14 protein-coding genes and 1 pseudogene are annotated in these 22,919 nt (G+C 69.0%); 9 read left to right on the top strand and 6 right to left on the bottom strand.

What is annotated here, in order from left to right; translation table 11 throughout:
* Positions 1 to 63 precede the first annotated feature (63 nt).
* Positions 64 to 2,172, top strand: a complete 2,109-nt coding sequence (gene fusA, locus DN412_RS08070) for an elongation factor G (RefSeq protein ID WP_115014013.1) — start codon at positions 64 to 66, stop codon at positions 2,170 to 2,172.
* A 91-nt stretch (positions 2,173 to 2,263) separates the two neighbouring features.
* Here fusA and DN412_RS08065 read toward each other — a convergent pair whose 3' ends face one another.
* Positions 2,264 to 3,286: a DUF1338 domain-containing protein gene (locus tag DN412_RS08065; RefSeq protein ID WP_115014012.1), complete on the bottom strand. Its 1,023-nt coding sequence runs from the start codon at positions 3,284 to 3,286 to the stop codon at positions 2,264 to 2,266.
* Positions 3,287 to 3,487: 201 nt separating this feature from the next.
* Here DN412_RS08065 and DN412_RS08060 point away from each other — a divergent pair, with 201 nt between their 5' ends.
* From DN412_RS08060 to DN412_RS08035, 6 genes and pseudogenes are all read left to right on the top strand, one after another.
* Positions 3,488 to 4,405 (top strand): LysR substrate-binding domain-containing protein, encoded by a 918-nt coding sequence (locus tag DN412_RS08060; protein ID WP_115014011.1) that lies wholly within the window; start codon positions 3,488 to 3,490, stop codon positions 4,403 to 4,405.
* A 482-nt stretch (positions 4,406 to 4,887) separates the two neighbouring features.
* Positions 4,888 to 5,109: pseudogene (locus tag DN412_RS44420) on the top strand (porin); the annotation flags it as partial.
* A 158-nt stretch (positions 5,110 to 5,267) separates the two neighbouring features.
* Positions 5,268 to 5,693 (top strand): PRC-barrel domain-containing protein, encoded by a 426-nt coding sequence (locus tag DN412_RS08050; protein ID WP_115014010.1) that lies wholly within the window; start codon positions 5,268 to 5,270, stop codon positions 5,691 to 5,693.
* Between the two features lie 178 nt (positions 5,694 to 5,871).
* Complete coding sequence (locus DN412_RS08045) at positions 5,872 to 10,143, top strand: response regulator (protein WP_167471077.1); 4,272 nt, start codon at positions 5,872 to 5,874, stop codon at positions 10,141 to 10,143.
* 573 nt (positions 10,144 to 10,716) lie between these two features.
* Positions 10,717 to 11,202, top strand: coding sequence for a ferric iron uptake transcriptional regulator (gene fur, locus DN412_RS08040; RefSeq protein WP_115014008.1), 486 nt, complete (start codon positions 10,717 to 10,719; stop codon positions 11,200 to 11,202).
* Positions 11,174 to 11,431 carry a hypothetical protein gene (locus DN412_RS08035; RefSeq protein WP_115014007.1) on the top strand — a complete coding sequence of 86 codons (258 nt, stop codon included), beginning with the start codon at positions 11,174 to 11,176 and terminating at the stop codon, positions 11,429 to 11,431. The genes fur and DN412_RS08035 overlap by 29 nt, the downstream gene beginning before the upstream one ends.
* Before the next feature lie 73 nt (positions 11,432 to 11,504).
* On the opposite strand, the gene DN412_RS08030 is transcribed toward DN412_RS08035, so the two are convergent.
* Complete coding sequence (locus DN412_RS08030; protein ID WP_115014006.1) at positions 11,505 to 12,428, bottom strand: DMT family transporter; 924 nt, start codon at positions 12,426 to 12,428, stop codon at positions 11,505 to 11,507.
* A gap of 526 nt (positions 12,429 to 12,954) precedes the next feature.
* Between DN412_RS08030 and DN412_RS08025 the strand changes: the two genes are divergently transcribed.
* Entirely contained in the window at positions 12,955 to 13,278 is a 324-nt protein-coding gene (locus tag DN412_RS08025) for a PadR family transcriptional regulator (RefSeq protein WP_078198751.1), read from the top strand.
* Positions 13,279 to 13,364: 86 nt separating this feature from the next.
* Here the strand turns inward: DN412_RS08025 and DN412_RS08020 are convergent, their stop codons facing one another.
* The 4 genes from DN412_RS08020 to DN412_RS08005 all read right to left on the bottom strand — a co-directional run bounded on the left by DN412_RS08020 (position 13,365) and on the right by DN412_RS08005 (position 20,694).
* Positions 13,365 to 14,393, bottom strand: a complete 1,029-nt coding sequence (locus DN412_RS08020; RefSeq protein WP_115014005.1) for a putative 2-aminoethylphosphonate ABC transporter substrate-binding protein — start codon at positions 14,391 to 14,393, stop codon at positions 13,365 to 13,367.
* A 62-nt stretch (positions 14,394 to 14,455) separates the two neighbouring features.
* Positions 14,456 to 16,183 carry a putative 2-aminoethylphosphonate ABC transporter permease subunit gene (locus DN412_RS08015; RefSeq protein WP_115014004.1) on the bottom strand — a complete coding sequence of 576 codons (1,728 nt, stop codon included), beginning with the start codon at positions 16,181 to 16,183 and terminating at the stop codon, positions 14,456 to 14,458.
* On the bottom strand, positions 16,180 to 17,283 hold the full coding sequence (locus DN412_RS08010) for a putative 2-aminoethylphosphonate ABC transporter ATP-binding protein (RefSeq protein WP_115014003.1): 1,104 nt from the start codon (positions 17,281 to 17,283) through the stop codon (positions 16,180 to 16,182). Before DN412_RS08010 ends, DN412_RS08015 begins: the two co-directional genes overlap by 4 nt.
* 162 nt (positions 17,284 to 17,445) lie before the next feature.
* Positions 17,446 to 20,694 carry a bifunctional diguanylate cyclase/phosphodiesterase gene (locus DN412_RS08005; RefSeq protein WP_115014002.1) on the bottom strand — a complete coding sequence of 1,083 codons (3,249 nt, stop codon included), beginning with the start codon at positions 20,692 to 20,694 and terminating at the stop codon, positions 17,446 to 17,448.
* Between the two features lie 231 nt (positions 20,695 to 20,925).
* Between DN412_RS08005 and DN412_RS08000 the strand changes: the two genes are divergently transcribed.
* A complete protein-coding gene (locus tag DN412_RS08000) occupies positions 20,926 to 22,917 on the top strand; it encodes a sensor domain-containing diguanylate cyclase (RefSeq protein WP_115014001.1) in 1,992 nt (663 codons plus the stop codon).
* Positions 22,918 to 22,919 lie beyond the last annotated feature (2 nt).

Raw genomic sequence — 22,919 nt, 5'->3', positions numbered from 1 at the left:
GGACAACGGGAAACCGCCAGTGGTGCTACTCTATTCCAGCGTGTTTCATCCATGGAGAACACTGTGCCTCGCAAGACCCCCATTGAGCGCTACCGCAATATCGGCATCAGCGCGCATATCGACGCCGGCAAGACCACGACGACCGAACGGATCCTGTTCTATACGGGCGTCAACCACAAGCTGGGCGAAGTGCACGATGGCGCGGCCACCATGGACTGGATGGAGCAGGAGCAGGAGCGCGGCATCACCATCACGTCGGCCGCCACCACGGCCTTCTGGAAGGGCATGGCCGGCAACTACCCCGAACACCGCATCAACATCATCGATACGCCGGGACACGTCGACTTCACCATCGAAGTCGAGCGCTCCATGCGCGTGCTGGACGGCGCCTGCATGGTCTACGACGCCGTCGGCGGCGTGCAGCCGCAGTCCGAGACCGTCTGGCGCCAGGCCAACAAGTACGCGGTGCCGCGCATTGCCTTCGTCAACAAGATGGACCGCGTCGGCGCCGACTTCTTCCGCGTGCAGACGCAGATCGCCGACCGCCTCAAGGGCCGCGCCGTGCCGATCCAGATCCCGCTGGGCGCCGAGGACCATTTCCAGGGCGTGATCGACCTGGTCAAGATGAAGGCCATCGTCTGGGACGACGCCAGCCAGGGCGTGCGCTTCGAATACCAGGAGATTCCGGCCGATCTCGTGACCACCGCGCAGGAATGGCGCGACAAGATGGTCGAGGCCGCGGCCGAGGCCGACGAGACCCTGCTCAACCAATACCTGTCAGGCGAGCCGCTGACCGAGGCGCAGATCAAGCAGGGCCTGCGCAAGCGCACCATCGCCAACGAGATCGTGCCAATGCTGTGCGGCAGCGCCTTCAAGAACAAGGGCGTGCAGAGCATGCTGGATGCGGTCATCGACTACCTGCCGTCGCCCGCCGACGTGCCAGCCATCCTCGGCCATACCGAGGACGACCGCAAGGCCGAACGCCATCCCAACGACGAAGAGCCGTTCGCCGCCCTGGCGTTCAAGATCATGACCGACCCCTTCGTCGGCCAGCTGATCTTTTTCCGCGTCTATTCGGGCGTGGTCAAATCCGGCGACGCCGTCTACAACCCGCTCAAGAGCAAGCGCGAGCGCCTGGGCCGCATCCTGCAGATGCACGCCAATGTGCGCCAGGAGATCAAGGAAGTGCGCGCCGGCGACATCGCCGCGGCCGTTGGCCTGAAGGAAGCGACCACGGGCGACACGCTGTGCGATCCCGACAAGGTCATCATCCTTGAACGCATGAGCTTCCCGGAACCGGTGATCTCGCAGGCAGTCGAGCCCAGGACCAAGGCCGACCAGGAGAAGATGGGCATTGCGCTGAACCGCCTTGCCCAGGAGGACCCGTCCTTCCGCGTGACCACGGACGAGGAATCCGGGCAGACCATCATCTCCGGCATGGGCGAGCTGCACCTGGAAATCCTGGTCGACCGCATGCGGCGCGAGTTCGGCGTGGAAGCCTCGGTCGGCAAGCCGCAGGTGGCCTACCGCGAAACCATCCGCCAGCCGGTCAAGGACGTCGAAGGCAAGTTCATCAAGCAGTCGGGCGGACGCGGCCAGTACGGCCACGTGGTCCTCAATCTGGAACCGAAGCCGCATGGCGGCGGCTATGAGTTCGTCGATGCCATCAAGGGCGGCGTGGTGCCGCGCGAGTTCATCCCCGCGGTGGACAAGGGCATCCGCGAGACTCTGCTGTCGGGCGTGCTGGCCGGCTACCCGGTGGTCGACATCAAGGCCACGCTGGTGTTCGGCTCGTACCACGACGTGGACTCGAACGAAAACGCATTCCGCATGGCCGGCTCGATGGCGTTCAAGGAAGGCATGCGCCGCGCCAGGCCCGCGCTGCTGGAGCCGATGATGGCGGTCGAAGTGGAAACGCCCGAGGAATTCACCGGCAACGTGATGGGCGACTTGTCCTCGCGGCGCGGCATGGTGCACGGCATCGAAGACATCGCCGGCGGCGGCGGCAAGATCGTGCGCGCCGAGGTGCCCCTGGCGACCATGTTCGGCTACTCCACCACGCTGCGCTCGCTGACGCAGGGGCGCGCGACCTTCACGATGGAGTTCAAGCACTATGCGGAGGCGCCGGCCAATGTGGCCGAGGCGGTGATATCGGCGAAGCGGGTGGGGTAACGAAGGTTTGCTCCCCTTTCCCACAAGCGGGAGAGGGGCCGGGGAAGAGGGCCGGCGCATCCACGCGCCCGCACCCTCCCCCTTCACCACCTCAGCAAGCCGCCGCCGTCATCTTGAAGATCCCCTGCGCATTGCCCGCATCAAACCCCAGGTCATAGCGCTGCGGCGCGGCCGCTGCTTCGGCAAAGCGGTCGCGCGTGATGAACTCGTAGAACGATCCCGGCACGTCCCGCTCCACCGGCTCGCCCTGTGCGCCGACAAAGGTGCGGCGCACCGTATCCGCACGGAACGCGGTCTGCCTGACGCGGCCGCTGCGCGAGACTTCCACTTTGTCCTTCATCGGCCGGCCCAGCTGCTTCTGCAGCTCGGCCAGCGCGAACACGTCGTCGACGCGGTCGGTGGCGTGGTTGAAGGCGTTGCCCTCGGTGGCGATCCAGGCCATCTCGGCCGATTCGTTCAGCAGCGTTTCATAGTCCGCCAGGCTCGGCGTGGCGTGCTGGCGCTCGAAGCACGGCACCAGCAGGCCGACCAGCTCGGCGCCGTCGGCGAGGTCCAGCGCGCCGTCGCGTTCCAGTTGCCACAGCAGGGTCTGCGCGCGCGGCGTGAGCGGGTCGGTCGAGGTGCCGGTGACGCGGCTGACCGCAATGCGGAAGCCTTCGCTGAAGCGTTCAGGATGGAATTCGCTGAGGAAGAACTGGGCGATTTCCTCAGGCGCGTCGGCATGCGCATACGAGCGGCCGGTCATGCCGATCCGGTCCAGCGGATAGGTGCCGTTGAGCACGTAGCCGAGCGGGCGCAGGATGCGGGTGAAGGCGGCCTCGCCTTCGGGCAGCGCGCCGTTGTCGCGCCATTTCACCGTGCGCAGCGCGCCGTGGTCGAAGGTGACCTGGCCACCGGCGGCGGCGACGTCGTCGGTGTAGGCGCGGCCGGTCGGCACGCGCTCGAGGATGCCGCCGAACAGCACCATGTTCAGGGCCTGGGCAATTTCCGCGCGGGGGGCGCGGCCCTGCTGGCCTTGCGGCAGCGCCGCGGGCAAGGTGACCAGCGCGAGCAGTTGCGCGGCGCGGGCGGCGCCGACATTGGCGGTGAGGAGCGTGGAGATATTGGAGGTCATGGGCGCAGACAGGTGAGCACTGGGAAGGCAGCCGGGCTGGCGCCGATCCGCAGGGCAGGATAGGGGCGTCCCCATGGCCCGCACAAGCGCGCATTGCGCACAACGTTGTGCGTGCGGCGCACGATCGGGACAGCGGTGCCGTCTGACGGTGCAGGCTGGCGGCGCTGTTTATACTGTCGGCCTTCCTTCCCCCGCCGTCCCATGAGAAACGACATCCCCAACCTGGGCGCGCTGCAGGCCTTCGAAGCCTCGGCACGGCTGGGCAGCTTTACCCGCGCCGCCGCCGAGCTGGCGCTGACGCACAGCGCGGTGGGACGGCAGGTGGCACAGCTGGAGCAGCGCCTGGGCGTGGCGCTGTTCACGCGCGTGCGCCGGCGCCTGGTGCTGACCGATACCGGGCGCGAGTACGCCGCGCGCATTCGCCGGCACCTGGACCATCTGCAGCGCGACACGCTGGAGATCACCACCGGCCGCGCCATGGGCTACACGCTGGAGCTGGCGGTGGTGCCCACCTTTGCCACCCAATGGCTGATCCCGCGCCTGCCGGACTTCGCCCGGCGCCATCCCAACGTGACGGTCAACCTGTCGGCGCGCTCGCAGCCGTTCTCGTTCCAGGAGTGCGCCTATGACGCGGCGATCTACTTTGGCGACCAGTTCTGGCCGGGCACGCGCGGGGGCGTGATTTTCCGCGAAGGCGGCATGGTGCCGGTGTGCAGCCCCGCGTTCCTGGCCGAGCATCCCGTGACCGACGCCGCCAGCCTGGCGCGCTGCCGCCACCTGCACCTGAGCACGCGCGCCAATGCCTGGCGCGACTGGTATGCGGCGCAGGGCTGGGCATATGACCTGGCCGCCTCGCGCGGGCCGCGCTACGAACTCTTCACCATGATGACGGCGGCCGCGGCGGCCGGGCTTGGCATCGGCCTGGCGCCGCGCCTGCTGATCGAGCGCGAACTGCAGACCGGCCAACTGGTGATCCCGCTGGCGGGCATGCTGGACGAGCAGCAGGGCTACTACTTCGCCTATCCGGAAGGGCGTCCCGAGTCAGAGGCGCTGGCGGCATTCCGCAACTGGATTCTCGGCCTGTCGCGCGACGTGCCGGCTACCGCCGCCAGCAGCTGATCGCGCCATTCGCGCCCGCGGCCGGGCTCATGTCCAGCGTCTTTGCCGCCCTACCTCGCTGCGCTTGATGGCGCACTTTTCCGGGGCGTTGGCGCAATGCAGGTAAACTACCGCCTGTTCGCCGCACCGGGGACGACCCGGAACATGCCTTCCAAGTCATGTCGGCCCTGGCCGATACACTTCCCGAAGTGGGCGCCGGCGAACCCGCTCAATGGCCCTCGGGCCGCTCCCGTGGCGCCGGCAACCGGCGCTGCTCAAGGCTTGCCCGGCAGTACTGCCGGCATTCGCCGCCAACCAGGCATCGCCGCCCGCTTCGACCTTCGCCCGGGCCCCGCGCATCCGCTGCGATGACGACCCGCGTGCCCCGCGCGGGACTGGAACCCGCAGGCCATCGGCCTGACGGATCCGCGCCGGCGCGCCGCAAGCACCGGTGCGGGTCGGACTTCCGGAGGAAATCCACGAACAAGACAGCCTGCCACTGGCTGCTGGCGGCCGGGCTTTTGCCCGTCGCAGCCCTCACCGGCACCAACGCCCACGCCGAGCCAGGCGTGACCGTATACGGTATCGTCAGCTCCGCCGTGCGCTACACCTCCAACCTGGATGGCCAACACAACGACCAGGCCGCGCTGGTCTCGGGCGGCATGGTCGGCAGCCGCTTCGGCCTGAAGGGCGATGAAGACCTTGGCGGCGGCAACCACGCCGTAGCGCCTGCGCTGACGCGTTGTTTTTGCAAGCCCCGCGAAGGAATTACCAGCGCAGCCTTCCCGCAATGACAACCCCGTGCGCCCCCGCGCCACAAACAGCGCAGGCATGGTCATTGCGCATGCCATGCATTCCACCGTCTTGCGACAAGGAGCACAGCATGCAAAACCACCCCCCCAGCAGTGAAGGCGCGGCCATCGTCGGTTCCGGCGTGGGCGAAGGCCCGGGCCCGGAAGTGATGGCGGCATCCAGCCTGGATGGCACCAAGACATATTCGTCCGATGGCGAGCATGTCGGCAAGATCTCCGAGATCATGCTGGACGTGCCGCACGGCCGCATCGCTTATGCGGTGCTGACCAGTGGCGGCTTCCTCGGCATGGGCGATACACTGCACGCCATCCCGTGGAATGCGCTGGTCATGGACACCGACGAGAAGTGCTTCCGGATCGCCGTGACCGCGGACCGGATCAAGTCCGCGCCCGGCTTCAACAAGGACAGCTGGCCCACCATGGCCGACCCGCAGTGGGGCAGGTCGCTGCACGAGTATTACGGGCGCGACCCGTACTGGATCTCTCCGCCGCTGTAAGCTTTTGCGGCGGTTTGCCGGAAGGGGCCGCGAGTGCGCCAGGCCGGGCGCGCTCGCGGCCTGCTTGCATTGCGCGGCAAGGCCAGGCCACGCCAGGCAAAGTCGTGCGAGACGCAGCGGCCGGCGCCAGGCCGGCGCTGCCCGGGAGACGACCATGAGGACACCGGACGGCGGCAGCATGACGCCCTTGCCAACTCCGCCAGCATCCCCGGCCGAACCTGACCCGCCGGCCGACGCGCCCGGCTTTCTTGCCGGCGGCGGCGAAATGGGCGCGCTGATCCGCGCGTCCGACTGGGCTGCCACGCCGCTTGGCGTGCCGCGCGCCTGGCCGCACAGCCTCAAGACGGCCATCCGCATCATGCTGACCTCGCGCCAGCCGATCTGGATCGGCTGGGGCGACGCGCTGCATTTCTTCTACAACGACGCCTACAAGTCCATCATCGGCGGCAAGCACCCGGGCGCGCTCGGCCAGCCGACCTCAGTGGTCTGGCGCGAGATCTGGCCAGAAATCGGACCCCTGCTCGCCACCGCGATGACCGGCACCGAAGGCACCTTCGTCGAGCAGAAGCTCCTGATCATGGAGCGCAACGGCTACCCGGAAGAGACCTACTACACCTTCTCCTACAGCCCGGTGCCGAATGACCATGGCGGCACCGGCGGCATCATCTGCGCCAACAGCGACGATACCGAGCGCGTACTGGCTGAGCGGCAGCTGAACGTGCTGCGCGACGTGGCGGCGTCGGCCACCGATGCGCGCGCGTGGCGCGAAGCGTGCGCGCGCGCCATGGCGGCGTTGTCGTCGAACCCGCGCGACATCGTGTTTGCGCTGTTGTACATTGCCGAGCCCGGCGAATGCACGCTGCAACGCGCGGGCGCCATCGGCATCGATCCGGCCCACCCCGCTGCTCCGCCGGAAATCGCGCTGGACGCGTTGTCGCCCTGGCCCGTGGCCGATGTGCTGGCGCATCAGCGGCCAGGGCTGGTCAACGGCCTGGCCTCGCGCTTCGCGGCGCCGCTGCCCGGCGGCGCGTGGGGCGTGCCGCCGTCGTCCGCGGCGTTGATCGAGGTAGCGCCCTCCGGCAGCGCGTCGCATCGCGGCGTGCTGGTGGTGGGCCTGAATCCGTTCCGACTGTTCGATGACCGCTACCGCAGCTTCCTGACCCTGGCGGCAGGCCAGATCGGCGCTGCCATGAACTCCGCGCTGGCGTACGAAGAAGCGCGCAAACGCGCCGAGGCACTGGCCGCGATCGACCGCGCCAAGACCACCTTCTTCTCCAACATCAGCCATGAGTTCCGCACGCCGCTGACGCTGATGCTGGGCCCGCTTGAAGAACTGGTGCGGCGCGCGGATCCCGGCGAAGACCGCGCCTTGCTGGAGATGGCCCACCGCAACGGTCTGCGCCTGCTCAAGCTGGTCAACGCACTGCTGGATTTTTCGCGGATCGAGTCGGGCCGTGTCAGGATGCACCGCCAGCCCACTGACCTGGCCGCGTTCACCGGCGATCTCGCTTCGCTGTTCCGCGCCAGCGTGGAGGCAGCCGGCATGACGCTGCGGGTCGAGTGCCCGCCGCTGGCGCGCGCCGTGCCGGTGGACCGCGACATGTGGGAGACCATCGTACTGAACCTGGTTTCCAACGCCTTCAAGTTCACCTTTGCCGGCACCATCACCGTGGCCGTATCCGCGCACGGCGACGACGCCGTGGCGTTCAGCGTGCGCGATACCGGCATCGGCATCCGTGCGGCGGAACTGCCGCGCATCTTCGAGCGCTTCCATCGCGTGGAAGGCGCACAGGGGCGCACCATCGAAGGCAGCGGCATCGGCTTGGCGCTGGTGCACGAACTGGTGCGGCTGCACGCCGGCACGATCGAAGTGCAGAGCGTGCCAGGCGAAGGCTCCTGTTTCACCGTCATGCTCCCTGCCAGCGTGGCCGACGTGCCCGACCTGGAGGCCGCGCCCGCGTCCAGCAGCATGCAGGCGCGCGCCTATGTCGATGCCGCGCTGCGCTGGCCGGAAGCGCAAACGGCATCGCCGGCGATGACGCTGGCAGCGGAAGACGCCGCGGCGCCGGCTGAGGCGTCGAGCGGCGCCATGGTGCTGGTGGTGGATGACAACGACGACTTGCGCGACTACATGCGGCGCCTGCTGAGCGCCGCGGGCCATCGCGTCGAAGTGGCCGCTGACGGCGAGGCGGCGCTTGCGCTGGCGCGCGCGCAGCCGCCGGCGCTGATCGTCTCCGACGTGATGATGCCGCGCCTGGACGGCTTTGGCCTGCTGCGTGCGCTGCGCGCCGACGCCGCGCTGAGCGACACGCCGGTATTGCTGCTGTCCGCGCGCGCCGGCGAGGAGGCGCGTGTGAGCGGTCTTGGCTGCGGCGCCGACGACTACCTGGTCAAGCCCTTCTCCGCGCGCGAACTTCTGGCGCGCGTGGCCAGCAACCTGCGCCTGTCCGAGTTGCGCCGGGCCACCGAGCACCGCCTGCAGGAACTCAACGCCACGCTGGAGCGCCGTGTCACACAAGCCGTGGCGGACCACGACCGCTTGTGGGAACTGAGCGAAGACCTGCTGACGGTGGCGGGCTTCGATGGCAGCCTGCAACGCGTGAGTCCGGCTTGGACGCGCACGCTAGGCCATGCGCCGCAGGACGTGCTGAGCCGCCCGTACCTGTCGTTCATCTACCCGGACGATGTGGCGTACGCCACCGCGCAACTGGCCGCACTGCGCCACGACGGCATGCCGGTGCGCTTTGAATGCCGCCAGCCACGCGCCGACGGCGCGCTGCGCTGGCTGGCCTGGACGCTGTCGGTGGATCCGGCCAACGGCCATATCCACGGTGTTGGCCGCGACGTGACTGGTGACCGCGAAGCCCAGGCCGCCCTGCGCCATGCCGACGAAGCCCTGCGCACGGCGCAGAAGATGGAGGCTATCGGCAACCTGACCGGTGGCGTGGCGCATGACTTCAACAACCTGTTGCAGGTGATCGGCGGCAACCTGCAGCTGCTGGCGCGGGACCTGGCCGGCGATGCTCGCGCCGAGCTGCGCCTGCGCAATGCGCTGGCCGGCGTCGCGCGCGGCGCCAAGCTGGCGTCGCAGTTGCTGGCCTTCGGGCGGCGCCAGCCGCTGGCGCCCAAGGTGGTGAACCTGGGCCGGCTGGTGCGCATGCTGGACGACATGCTGCGCCGGGCGCTGGGCGATGGCATCGAGATTGAAACCGTGGTGGCTCAGGGCCTGTGGAATACGCTGGTCGATCCGTTCCAGGTGGAGAACGCGCTGCTGAACCTGGCGATCAACGCCCGCGATGCCATGCACGGACACGGGCGGCTCACGATCGAGGCCCGTAACGCGTCACCCGGCGAAGCGCCGGATGACCCGGCGGCGGCCACCCCGATGCAATACGTGGTGCTGGCTGTCACCGATACCGGCGTGGGCATGCCGCCCGAGGTGCAGGAGCATGTCTTCGAGCCCTTCTTCACCACCAAGCCCGAGGGCCAGGGCACCGGCCTGGGCCTGAGCATGGTGTATGGATTCATTCGTCAGTCGGACGGACACGTGAAGATCCTCAGCAAGCGCGGCCGCGGCACCACGGTCACGCTGTACCTGCCGCGCGTGCGGCAGGAAGAGGACCCGGATATTGAATTCGACGCGAACCCGCCGCGCGGCGGCACCGAGACCGTGCTGGTGGTGGAAGACGACGAGGACGTGCGCGCCACGGTGGTCGAGATGCTGGGCAGCCTGGGCTACCATGTGCTGCGCGCGCGCGACGCGCAAGGCGCGCTGGCGATTGTCGAACGCGGCGTGCCGGTGGATCTGTTGTTCAGCGATGTGGTGATGCCCGGCCGGCTGCGCAGCACGGAACTTGCCCGCAGGGTGCGTGAGCGGCAGCCGGGCATCGGCGTGCTGTTTACTTCCGGCTATACCGATAGCGTCATCGTTCATGGCGGGCGGCTCGATGCCGGCATCGAACTGCTCAGCAAGCCCTATACGCACGAAGCGCTGGCACGCAAGGTGCGGAACGTTCTGGCCAACCGCGGCCAGCATGCGGCGATGGCCACCGGCGCGGCGCCAGCCGTTCAGGCGCCCCTTGCCGGCGGCGTGCGCGTGCTGTGCGTCGACGACGATGCGCTGGTGCGTGCCGGCACGGCGGAGTTGCTGCGCGCATGCGGCGTCCAGGCGCTGGAAGCGGAGGGCGAGACCGAGGCGCTGGCCTTGCTGGCCGGCCATGCGGTCGATGTGCTGCTGACCGACGTGGCACTGGCCGGCGACTCCGGTATCGACCTGGCGCTGGCGGCGCGCAAGCGCCATCCGGGGCTGCGTGTGGTGTTCGCCACCGGCTACGAACTGGCGCTGACGCCGGCGCAGTGCAGCGCGCTTGGCGGCGTCACGGTGCTGCGCAAGCCCTACCCGCCGCAGGCGCTGCTGGATGCCCTGCGTGGTGCCAATGCGCCGACTTGAACTGCAGGCCCACCACGAGGCGACGCGCCAGTGCCAGCACGCCAGCGCGTTGTGCGCGTCGAGCCAGTGGCTGCCGCGCCCGGTCCTCGAAAATAATCGAGCGGTCCACAAAATTTATCTTGTAATGAGATCGATTCCCATTTACTATCCGATCACTGCCTGACGCACAACGCACCGCCCGGCCGACAGGCAGACCGGCCAGGCCGGCGCTACCGCGACACGCGGCGGCGACCAACGCTGGCAGGGACAACAGATTTCCGGATGCCGCAGCAGCGGCCTTCGACACCGACTTTTGTGGGGACCGCTCCGTCACGCGGAGCGTTTGGCAGTAGCCAGTCTTCGGAAGATCGGGAAAGCAACCAGACCCCGCTTTCCCGATCGCGTCTTCCGGCGACAAGCCAGGCCACCTTTTTATTCCGCGCGTCGTGCAGGCACGGCGCGCCACCAGGGACGCGGGCGCCAGCGCTCATGCGGCCCTGGTGCTTCCCGCCTGAAATTCCGCCAGGCCACTGACGCCGCCCGCATGCGGCGCCAGGCCGGGCGCCGCCCTGGCTGCGGGGCACCAGCCGCAGCATGCCAATGCCATCCGCCATGTCATCCGAGAGCACAAACCCGATCCATCTCAAGCGCGCCGGCCTGAAGGCCACGTCGCCGCGGATGCGCATCCTTGAAGTGTTCCGCACCAGCGCCCGGCGTCACCTCAGCGCGGAAGACGTCTACCGCATCCTGCTGACGCAGGACGAGGACGCAGGGCTGTCCACGGTGTACCGCGTGCTCAACCAGCTAGTGCAGGCCGACATTCTGCTGCGGCACAGCTTCGAGTCCGACCACGCCGTATTCGAACTCAACGAGGGTGGCCACCATGACCACCTGATCTGCGTCGCCTGCGGCCGCGTGGAGGAGTTCCGCGACGAAAGCATCGAGCAGCGCCAGCGCCAGGTGGCCGCCGACAACGCCTTTGTGTTGCGCGAACACATGCTGGTGCTATATGGCGTCTGCCCCGAATGCCGCGCACCTGACGGAGCCATCCATGGAGCGCCTGAACAAACCGCTATCTGAACTGAAACGCCTGATCAACCTGTGCCTGCGGCAGGAGCCCGGCTGCCACGACTGCCAGCTGCGCGCAGTGTGCGTGCACCGGCCCGACCACACCGGCTGCAACTGGAGCGCCGAAGTCGATTTCCCCGAACGCAGCGAAGCCGATGCCGTGCGTCACCTGCGCCAGGCACGCCACGTGGTGATGATGGTGCGGGAACAGTACAACGTGGAGGCGGGCACGGCGGCATAGATTTGGGCCCGCGGCGTGCATCCAGGACAGAATCCCTGATCAGATATCGAGTTGCGCGCCAGTGATGCCGACCTCAGCGCCCAGCCACCGCCCGCCCCTGCGCCGGCGTCTGCGCCCCCGCCACAGGCCGCAACACCAGCCACACCGCCACCCCGATCAGCGCCCCACCCGCGGCGTGGGCCCACGACAATGCCTCGCCCAGGAACATCGCGCCCCAGACGATCCCGAACGGCGGGATCAGGAAAGTCACGGTCAGCGAGCGCACCGGGCCGAGCTCGGCGATCAGGCGGTAATACAGGATGTAGGCCAGCGCCGTGCACAGCACGCCCAGCCCCAGCATGGCGGCCCAGACGCCGACGCCGGCAGCGGGCAGCGTGTTGTGGCGCCACAGCGCGGCGAGGCAGAAAGGCAGCAGGAACACGGTGGCGCCGACCATGCTGCCGGCGGCGACCAGCCGGCTGTCGAGGCCGCCGCGCTGCGTGATCCAGCGCCGTGCGAGGAAACCGGCCAGGCCGTAGCAGGCGGTGGCCACCAGGCAGGCCAGCGCGCCCAGCAGCACCTCGGTCGAGAAGGCCACCGGCCCGGTGCGGGTCAGCACCGCGACCCCCGCCACGCCAAGCATCACGCCCAGGGCCTTGGCGCGCGTGAGCCGCTCCGAGAACGCCAGCGCGCCGATCAGCACGCCCATCAGCGGCGTCATGGCATTGAATACGGCGGAGTAGCCGGCTGGTAGCCACAGCGCTGCCACCGAATACATCACGAACGGGATGCCGGAATTGACCACGCCCAGCGCCAGCACGGCCGGCCATTTGCCCTGCATGTCCCAGCGCAGCCTCAGCAGCGGCAGGCATGCGGCAAGCGTGAGCGCGCCGATCAGCACCCGTACGAAGGCGGTCGGCAATGGCCCCAGCACCGGCGCGCCGATGCGGATAAACAGGAAGCTGGCGCCCCAGATGGCGGCCAGGGCGAGCAAGCGGGCAAGATCGGCGGGTTTCATCAGGGCAACCGGGAGTCGCCGGGCAAGCCGGCGCGGGTTGAGGGTTGCAGCGATTTGACGCCTGCGCAGCGCGTACCGCAAGCCAGATTCGGACCTGTGCCTCGCCGTCGCTGCTAATGGCGACCCGTCTGCTGCTTGAAATTTAAGTGACGTTGACTGATCTACGACAATTTTGAGCGCCGCTCTCCGCACAATGTCGCACCAACTCGTCACTTTCCTTACCAAAGGCTTTCATCATCACCCTACGCTGGAGGGGGCGTTGTTACCGACGCGTGACAAGCCGCATTCGATTAAATTAAACTCTGGTCTGCGCCAGAGTTAATTGACCCCTCCGACGCATTCCCGACAAGCCGCCAGGGCTCCTGGCGGCTTCTTTTTTTCTGAATGGGGAAAATGCGGCTTGTCCGGCGTATCGGCATGGCATGGCTCCCAATTGCCGCGCTGCCGGCGTCACAACGCCTGCAAACCAGGCTCCGGACGGCTGCCTGCGTCAACCGGCGCGGCCCCTGCCGCGTTGCCAGTCCACATGAAACGACAGTTCCTGGGCCTGCTGGCCCGCGTCTACGTCCTGCAATTCGCCCTCGAAGTGCCGGCTACGGTGGCCATGCTTGCCGACATGCTGCTGGAATACGGCTTCCAGGTTGATATCGGCACGGTGCGCCCGTTGCTGCGCGCGCTGCAAATGGAAGGCTACATGGAAAGCGTGCTGCGCGATGGCATCGGCCGGGTCTACCTGCTGACCGAGCGCGGCCGCGAAGAATTGCAGGCCAGCCGCCAGCGCATCGACGAGCTCTATCGCCGCCTGCACGCCGGTCAGCAGGCCACCGACGAGTTGCCGCACGGGGCCTGATCCGGCCGGGGCGGCGCAGGGAGCGTACCCGTTTCTGCGGGCCGTCCCCCTCGCCGCCATGTGCGCCTTTCGCCTGACTTTTTGCCTTACTTCTTCTCGGCCTTCCCTTCGTAGCGCTTGCTCCATTCGGCGAGGATGCGGTCGCGGTTGTCGCTCGCCCAGCGGAAGTCGTTCTTGATCAGGCGCTTCTCGTAGTCGGCGGGCAGCAGCGCGTCGGGCTTGGCAATGCCGGGCACGGCGAGCACGGCAAAGTTCTTCTCATACAGCGCCATCGCCTCGCGCGAGGCAGAGAAGTCGGCCAGCTTGCGCGCGGCGTCCAGGTTCTTGGTGCCCTTGACGATGGCGGTGGCCTCGATGTCCCAGCCCAGGCCTTCGCTCGGCAGCACGATATCGATCGGTGCCCCTTCCTTCTTCGACTTCATCGCGCGGTATTCAAACGCGATGCCGATCGGGAACTCGCCCTGCGCGGCCATCTTGCACGGCTTGGAGCCCGAGTGCGTGTACAGGCCGATGTTCTTGTGCAGGCCATCCATGTACTGCCAGCCCTTCTGCTCGCCCATCATCTGCAGCCAGGCGCTGACATCGAGGAAGCCCGTGCCCGACGAGGCCGGATGCGGCATCACCACCTTGCCCGCGTAGACCGGCTTGGCCAGGTCGGCCCACGAGGTAGGCTTGGGCAGGCCCAGCTTCTGCGCCTCCACGGTGTTGAAACAGATCGCCGCGCCCCATACGTCCATGCCGACCCATGCCGGCGGGTTGGCCGGGCTGCGGTACTTGGCATCGATTGCGGCCAGGTTCTTCGGCGCGTACGGGTCGAGCATGCCTTCCTTGTCCAGGATCGCCAGGCTGGAGCCGGCCAGGCCCCACACCGCATCGGCGCGCGGCGCGGCCTTTTCCGCCAGCAGCTTGGCGGTGACGATGCCGGTGGAGTCGCGCACCCACTTGATCTCGATATCGGGATGCACCTTTTCGAATGCGGCCTTGTAGGCGGCGATCTGGTCGGCTTCGAGCGCGGTGTAGACCGTCAGCACGGTGGCGGCGCTGGCATTGCCGGCCAACAGCGGCAGGGCGGCCGCGGCGGCAATCGCCGCGACAAGGTTGGTGATGCGGGACATGGTTTCTCCTTTGGGTACGGTCGGTGTTCCGGAATGCAGGGGTACGGCGAAGCGGGAAAATGTCAGCCAGTGCGCCAGCGCTGCGCGCGGCGCAGCCAGCCGGCCGAGACCGCGTGCAGCAGCAAGGCCGCCAGCACCGAGGTCAGCAAGATCAGCGTCGACATCGCGGCGGCGGGCGCGGTGTCGCCGGCGTCGTCCATGTTCAGCACCGAGATCGCGGCCAGCACGGTGTCGGGGCTGTACAGGAAGATCACCGCCGAGACCGTGGTCATCGACGACACGAAGAGGTAGCGGAAGATATCGAGCAGCGCCGGCAGGCACACCGGCACCGTCACGCGCCAGCACGTCACCAGCGGCGCCACCCCAAGCGACAGCGCGGCGGCCTCGAACTCGTTGTCGAGCTGGCGCAGCGCCGCGGCCGCGGTCAGGTGGCCGGTGGTGTAGCAGTGCGCCACGTTGCAAAGCACCAGCAGCGCCATGGTCCCGTACAGCGCGTGCAGCGGATTGCCGGGCGCGTTGAAGAAGAACACATAGCCCAGGCCCAGCACCAGCCCCGGCACCGCCATCGGCAGCAGGAAACCCGCGCGCAGCACGCCGTGCAGCCAGGCCGGGCCGCGCGTGCGCAGCGTCAGCCAGGCACCCAGGAAGATCGCCGCGGCGCCCGCCAGCGCGGTCAGCACCGACAGCTTCAGGCTGTTGCGGTAGGCCAGCCAGCCGCCGCCGTCCATGTTGTCGAAGTCGTAATGCGCCAGCGTCAGGCCAAGGTTGTACGGCCACAGCTTGACCAGCGATGCGCCCACCGCGGTGGCGATCACCGCCAGCAGCGCGGTGCTGACCAGCAGCACCAGCAGCAGGCACGCGCTGTCCCGGCCTCGCTCGGGCGCCGGCACATACACCTGCGCGCGGCTGCCCATCTGCGTGCGCTGGCGACGCTGCAGCGCCATGTCCACGGCAAAGGTCAGCAGTGCCGGCGCCAGCAGCAGCATGCCGATCAGCGCGCCGCGGTCGAACTGCTGCTGCCCGACCACTGCCTTGTACGCTTCGAGCGCCAGCACCGGATAGCCGCCGCCCACCACCTTGGGTACGCCGAAGTCAGTGACCACCAGCGTCAGCACCAGGCAGCCCGCGGCAAACAACCCCTGACGCGCGCCCGGCAGTGTGACCGTGCGGAAGGTGCGCCACGGGCTGGCGCCCATCGCGCGCGCCGCTTCATAGAGACGCGCGTCAGCCAGCGACAGCGTCGCCACCAGCACCATCAGCGCATGCGGGAAGGTGTAGAAGGCCTCGCCCAGCACGATGCCCCAGAAGCCATAGATGCCGCCCTGCCCGAAGGCGCCGCGGAAGATGCCCTGGTTGCCGAACAGGTAGACCAGTGCGATCGCCGGCAGCAGCGACGGCGCGAACAGCGGCAGCAGCGCGACGCCGCGCCACAGCGGCCGCAGCGCGATGCAGGAGCGCTGCAGCGCATAGGCAAAGCCGAACGCCAGCGGCACCACCAGCGCCACCACCGCCAGCGACACTGCCATGCTGCGGCCGAGCATCGGCAGGAAATTGGGGCTTGCCACCAGCGCCGCCATGCGCGCGCCCAGCGCCCACTGGCCCGCGGCATCGAACCAGGCCTGGCGGAACAGCGCCAGCAGCGGCAGCAGCAAGCCCACGGCCAGCGCCGCCAGCCAGATCCACTTCATCGCGGCGGGGGCGCCGTGCGCCAGCCGCGAGGCCAGGCCGGTGCCGCGCAGCGATGCGGCTTGCGTATCCCCGGGCAGGACGACAGTGGCCGCGCGCATCATGCAAACACCCGCAGCGCCTGCGCCGGCAGCGCAATCCAGAACTTGTGGCCGCCCGCATCGGGCAGCCGGTGCCGCGCCTCGCGCGCCACGTCGGCAAACAGGGTCAGCCCCGGCAGGCGGTCAGCTTCCAGCGCCAGCCGGTAGCGGTTGCCCAGGTAGGTCTGGTCGACCACGCGCGCCAGCAGGCGGTTGGGCTCGGCGGGATCCGGGTCCAGCCGCACGGCTTCCGGGCGGCAGCACAGCCGGCCGGCGGATGCCGACGGCTGCGGCGAGCCGACCAGGAAATCGACGGCCTCGCTGCCCTCGCCAACGGTGAAACGCCCGGCCTGCACGCTGCGCCCCGGCAGCCAGTTGGCCTGCCCGACAAAACCAGCGACAAAGGCCGACGCCGGCTGCTCATAGATCTCGGCGGGGGTGCCGGCCTGCACGATGCGCCCGCCGTCCATCACGGCGATGCGGTCGGCCATGGTCATGGCCTCTTCCTGGTCGTGCGTGACCATCACCGTGGTGATATTCAGGCGGCGCTGTAGCTGGCGCAGTTCCAGCCGAAGGTGTTCACGCACGCGCGCGTCGAGTGCCGACATCGGCTCATCGAGCAGCAGCAGCGAAGGCGCCGGCGCCAGCGCACGAGCCATTGCCACGCGCTGCTGCTGGCCACCGGAGAGCTGGCCCGGGAACTTGCGCTCGCTGCCGGCCAGGCCGACCAGGTCAAGCATCTCGGCCACGCGCGCGTCGCGGTGCGTGCGGCCCATGCCGCGCCCGTGCAGGCCATAGGCCACGTTCTGCGCCACGGTCAGGTTGGGAAACAGCGCGTAGGACTGGAACAGGATGCCGTAGTCGCGCGCCTGCGGCGGCAAGCCAGTCAGCTCACGCGCACCGACGTGGATGCGACCGGTGTCCTCGCGCTCAAGCCCCGCGATGATGCGCAGCAATGTGGTCTTGCCGCACCCTGAGGGACCCAGCAGGCACAGCAGCTCGCCCTGCCCGACCGACAGCGACACGCCGTCCAGCGCCACGAAGCCGCCAGCGCCGCCAAAGCGCTTGCTGACCTGCTCCACGGCCAGGAATGCCCTGCCCTCCCCGGACTTGCCTGCCTGCATCACCGAATCTCCGCAATCTCAATCGAATCGGTCGCAGCATAGGCAGTGCAGATGCCAGCCGTGTGGCAGATCGGCAAAGTATTTCGATGGGGGTATCGGGGGATTTGGGATCGGACGCCGGCATGGGAATGCCGGCAAGTTATGGATCGTGCCCTTGGGCGCCTAGGACGCGTGCTGCCCCGGCACGCCGGCAGAGATGGGCACCGGCACGTCCAGCCCTTTCGCCAGCAGCGCCCGCAACGCCTGCTGCGGCACCGCCTGGCTGAACAGGAACCCCTGCAGCCCGTCGCACCCCTGCGCCCGCAGGAATTCGAACTGCGCCGCCGTTTCCACCCCCTCGGCAATCACCTTGAGGTGCAGTTGGTGGCCAAGCGCGATGATCGCCGCGGCCACCGCCTGGTCGTGGCCGGGGGTGGCCACGTCGTCGACGAAGGACTTGTCGATCTTGAGCCGGCTGATCGGCAGCCGGGTCAGGTAGTTGAGCCCGGAGTAGCCGGTGCCGAAGTCGTCGATCGACAGCCCCACGCCAAGCTCGCGCAGGCGGCGGAAGGTCTCGATGGTGGTCTCGCCGCCATCGACCAGGATGCCCTCGGTGACCTCGATCACCAGCCCCTGCGGCGGCAGGCCGGCCTGCTGCAGGCAGCGCGCCACGGTGTCGGGGAAGTTGGCCTGGCGCAGCTGCAGCGGCGAGACATTGACCGCCACCTCGATCTCGCGGCCCAGTTCCTGGCGCAAGGCCTGGATCTCGCGGCAGGCGGTGGCCAGCGTCCATTCGCCCAGCGGCGCGACCAGGCCGCTCTGCTCGGCAATGGGAATGAACTCAGCCGGGTGCATGACGCCGCGTTCCGGAGTCTCCCAGGTGATCAGCGCCTCGACGCCGGGAATGGTCAGCGTGGCGGTCTCGACGATGGGCTGGTAGCGCAGTCGGAACTCGTTGCCGGCCAGCGCGCGCCGGAGCAGCCCTTCAATGGTGAAGCGCGCCAGCGAGGCCTCGGCCATTTCGCTGGCAAAGCGGCTCAGTTGCGCGCGTCCGCCCTGCTTGGCCGCATAGACGGCCGAGTCGGCGGACTTGAGCAGCTCGGTCAGCGTGTCGCCGTCGTCGGGGAAGATCGCCATGCCGATCGACGGCGTCACGCGCAGGCGCTGGCCGCCGGCCTGCAGTTCTTCATTGACGCGCGCCTGGATCTTGGCGGCGATCAGCTCGGCCTCGCTGTCATAGCGCAGGCCACCCAGCACCACGCCGAACTCATCGCCGCCCATGCGCGCCACCAGATCGCCCTGGCGTACCGTGCCCTTGATGCGGTCGGCCATGGTGCGCAGCACGTCGTCGCCCACCGGATGGCCGAGCGAATCGTTGATGTGCTTGAAGTGGTCCAGGTCGAGCAGCAGCAACGCCACGCGCTCGCCGTGGCTGCGCGCGTGCAGCAGCAGCGCCTGGGCGCGTTCGCTCAGTTCGGCGCGGTTGGGCAGGCCGGTCAGCGGGTCGTGCAGCGCCAGGTGGCGGATGTACTCGTCCACGCGGCGGCGCTCGGTCAGGTCGTAGCCAATGGCCTGGTAGCCAAGCGTGGGCAAGCCAGGCTCGGCATGGTCCGAAGGCCTGGCCGGCGGTACCTCGGGGGCGGGGGCGGGCAAGGCGAACACCGCGAGCTGCACCGGCATGCGCGAGCCGCCCTTGCGCACCCAGGTCCATTCGCGCTCGTCGGTGAGCCCCAGCCGCGCCTTGGCCAGCAGCGCCGGCAGCCCGGACGGCACCGTCGCGCCCAGCTCGGCGCTGAGGGCACGCGCATGCTCGGCCAGTTCGGCGGCAACATGCAGGCCGGTCATGTTCATGTGGCCGACCAGTTCCGCGCTGGTGTACCAGAGCATGCGCTGGCCGGCGGCGTTGATGCCAGTGATGAGTCCGTTCTGGTCGAAGGTGATGACGCAGAAGGCAGCGTGGTCGAGCAGCCCGGCATAGCGCGCGGCCTGCACCGCGGCGGATGCCTGCGCGCGCCGCTCGGGCTCCAGGTCCGTGATCGACCACAGCCAGTGCGGCGCGCCGCCTTCGGCGGCGGGCAGGCGGGCCGCGCTGGCGCGCAGCGCGAAGCGGCTACCGTCAGCGCGCACGCCTGCCAGTTCGCGATGGACCTCGGGCCGCGCCGCGGCATCGCCGGGAACGACACCGGTAACGCCGGTAACACCGGTCGCGCCGGGAACCAGGGTGTCCAGGCTGCGGCCGGCCAGACGCTGCGCATCGGTGCCGAACAGTTGCCCGGCCCGCTCGCTCGCGCGCACCACTACGCCCTGCGCATCGGTCATGAGGAAGCCGTCGGCCGACTGCGCCAGGCACGCCTGCAGCATGGCGCTGTCATCTTCCCAGGCATGCACGGCCTGCGCTTCGCGCTGGCGCGCGGCGCGGCCCTGGCGTGCCAGCGCATGGATGAGCCATGCCAGCAACAGCGTCGCCAGCGCGCCCGCGGCCAGTACCTGATATCGCTGCCGCGCGCCATGCGCGGCTTCGAAGGCAGGACGGGTGGCGGCGCGCAGCGTCCAGTTGCCCCCGCCATACTGGACCTGACGATCGCCCTGCAGCAACGGCGCCCTGCCGTCTTCGCGGCGTTCGCCCTCGGTGGGACCGCCAGACAGCAGCGCGCCGAGGGCGGCGGGGCTGCCCTCATACAGCGACAATTCCAGTTCGTTCGCCGCCGGGGCACCGACGGCGCGCAGCAGGTCGCCCAGCCGCAGCGACAGGTAGACGTAGCCGAGCACGGCCTGGCGCCGCTGCGCCACCGTGCTGACGGCGGCGCCGCCGCCATAGACCGGCAGGAAGACCAGCGCGCCGCGCTGGCGCTGCGCCAACTCGGCGTCGCGGACCAGGTCCAGGCCGGCGGTGAGGCGCGGCTCACCGCTGTCGCGGGCGGCTTCCAGCGCGGCCCGGCGGGTCGGATCGGACAGCATGTCGAAGCCGGCGGCGCGGGTATTGCGCCCGTCCAGCGGATCGATATAGAGGATGGGCGCGTACACGTCGCGCGTGCCGCCGGGATGGATGCCGTAATCGGCAAGGCCGTCGGCGCGGGCGGCCTGCACCAGCCGCGCGGCCTGGTGCTGCGGTGTGAGCGGAGCGTAGCCGATGGACTGGGTGCCGGCCGGCAGGTCGTCGAGCTGGGCGGTATAGAGATAGTTGCGCCACTGCGCGCGCGAGGTGCCGGGGTTGGCCGTCATCACCGCGGCCACGCCGCGCAGCAGCCGTTCGTTCTCCAGCATGCGCTCGCGCAGCGCGCTGCCGGCTTGTCCCAGCAGGGCGTCGAAATGCTGCTGCGCCTCGCGGCGCTCGAGCCGCTCGGCCTGCAGCCATGCCCCTGCCGTCAACAGCGCGCCGCCGGCCGCGACCAGCAATGACAACAAGGCAGGGGGAAGCGAAGTCAGTCTCATGTTGGATCGGTTCCGGCATGCAGCAGGGGCTTGCCGACTGCGTGGACGTGCCTTCGCATTAACGGGGGACTATACCGTGGCACAGGCAGCCCGCACACCCCCGCCCAAGGGTTGAACCCGTTCGGGGGGAAGACCGCATGCCCCGCCATGGCGGCATATGGTAGGGTTGCACCCGAGACGCCCCCCTCCAAGTACGCGACAGTCCGCGCCACCAGCGCAACTGCGCCCCACATGCCCGTCTACACACCCACGCTGAAAGCGCGCATTGCGATCATCACCACCGTGCTGGCCGCGGTGTTCGGCACCGGCATCGTGCTGACCGCCCTGTACGATGCACACCGCGACCTGCACGATGCGCTGCAGGTCCAGCAGGACTCCGTCGTCAAGCTGACCGCCAGCCAGCTCGACACCGCCATGAACGACCGCATCGCGCTGCTGTCGCACCAGGCTGCGCAACTCAGCGGCCTGCTGGCGCAGGCGCACGGCGCGCAAGCCGCCGCGGTGAGGGAGCGGGCGCTGGATGCGCTGTCCGCAGCGGTTCCGGTGCCGGCGGCGTTCAACGCGCTGCTGGTCGCCGACATGCAAGGCGATATCGTCAGCAACCGCGGCGCCGGGGCGGACATTGGCGACCGCAGCTATTTCCGCGAGGCCGCCCGCTCGCTCGTGCCCGTGGTGTCTGCACCCATCCGCTCACGCACCAACGGCCAGATGGGGGTGATGGTGGCGGTGCCGGTGCTGGCGCCGAACCAGGCCTTCGTCGGCCTGGTGGGCGGCTGGCTGGACCTGTCCAGCGCCAACTTCCTGGTCGAGATCCTGCACAACCGCCTCGGCACCACCGGCTACTACTGCCTGGTGTCGGCCGGCCCCGAGCCGGTCTACATCCGCCATCCCGATCCCGCGCAGGCGCGCCAGCCGGCCCTGGCCGTAGCCGATACCTGCGGCGAGGATGACAGCCCCGCGCCGCTCGAATTCCTCACGCCGGCGCGGCCAGTGATCGCCCGCTACCTGATGTCGAGCACCGGCTGGGAACTGGTGGCGCTGTTGCCCGCGCATGAGGCCTATGCACCGCTGCACCTGATGCAGCAGCGCTTCCTGGGCATGGCCGGGGTGGCCATGGCGGCAGTGGCCCTGCTGATCTGGCTGGCGGTGCGGCGCCAGCTGGCGCCGCTGGCGCGCCTGCACAAGGTGGTGCACGCCAGCGCCAACGACCTGTCCGCATTCGAGCGGCTGCCGACGCGCCAGCAGCGCGACGAGATCGGCGACCTGACGCGCGCCTTCATCAAGCTGATGCGCGACGTGCGCGAGCGCCGCCAGGCCCTGGACCACAGCGAACGGCGCTTGCGCGCCGTGACCGACACACTGCCGTCGCTGCTGGCCTTCATCGACCCCGATCAACGCTATGTGTTCAACAACCAGGCCTATGAGCGTGTCTTCGGCCTGAAGCCGGAGGAGCTGCGCGGCAGGCACGTGAGCGAAATACTGGGCCAGGCCCGCTACGCGCACGTGCAGCCGTTCCTGCAGCGCGCGCTGGCGGGCACGGCGGTGACCTTTGAAACCGAAGACAACGACCCCGAATACCACTGCATGGAGACCAGCCTGCGCCCGGAATGGAGCGCTGACGGCAGCGAGGTGGTGGGCGTGCATATCCATGTGCAGGACATCACGCAGCGCAAGCTGGAAACGCAGCGCCTGGCGCGCATCTCGCGCACCGACCACCTGACCCAGCTGATGAACCGCAGTGCCTTCGAAGGCCAGCTGCACGCGGCCATGGCGCGCAGCCGCGAGCACGGCACGCTGATGGCATTGCTGTACCTGGACATGGACCGCTTCAAGGCGGTCAACGATATCCATGGCCACGCCGCGGGCGACCTGCTGCTGCAGCACTTCGCGCAGCGCGTGCGCAGCTGCGTGCGCGAGACCGATACCGTGGCCAGGCTGGGCGGCGACGAGTTCGCCGTGGTGCTGGCAGACATGGCGCAGCCCGCCGCGGCGCGCCGCGTGGCGCAGGCCATCCTGCAGGCGATGGACGCCCCCTTCGACTTCGAAGGCGTGCGCGCCGACGTCGACGTCAGCATCGGCGTGGCGCTCTACAACGGCGGCCCGGCCCAGGACCGCGAGCTGATGCGGCTGGCGGACGTGCTGCTATACCGCGCCAAGGGCGCGGGCCGCGGGCGCTATGAGATCGGCCCGCCGGAACTGGCGGGCGAACTCAGCCCCCGGTAAGC

The sequence above is a fragment of the Cupriavidus lacunae genome, assembly GCF_003353055.1.
In the GTDB taxonomy this organism is placed as follows: domain Bacteria; phylum Pseudomonadota; class Gammaproteobacteria; order Burkholderiales; family Burkholderiaceae; genus Cupriavidus; species Cupriavidus lacunae.
This window is presented reverse-complemented; position numbering and strand designations above follow the sequence as displayed.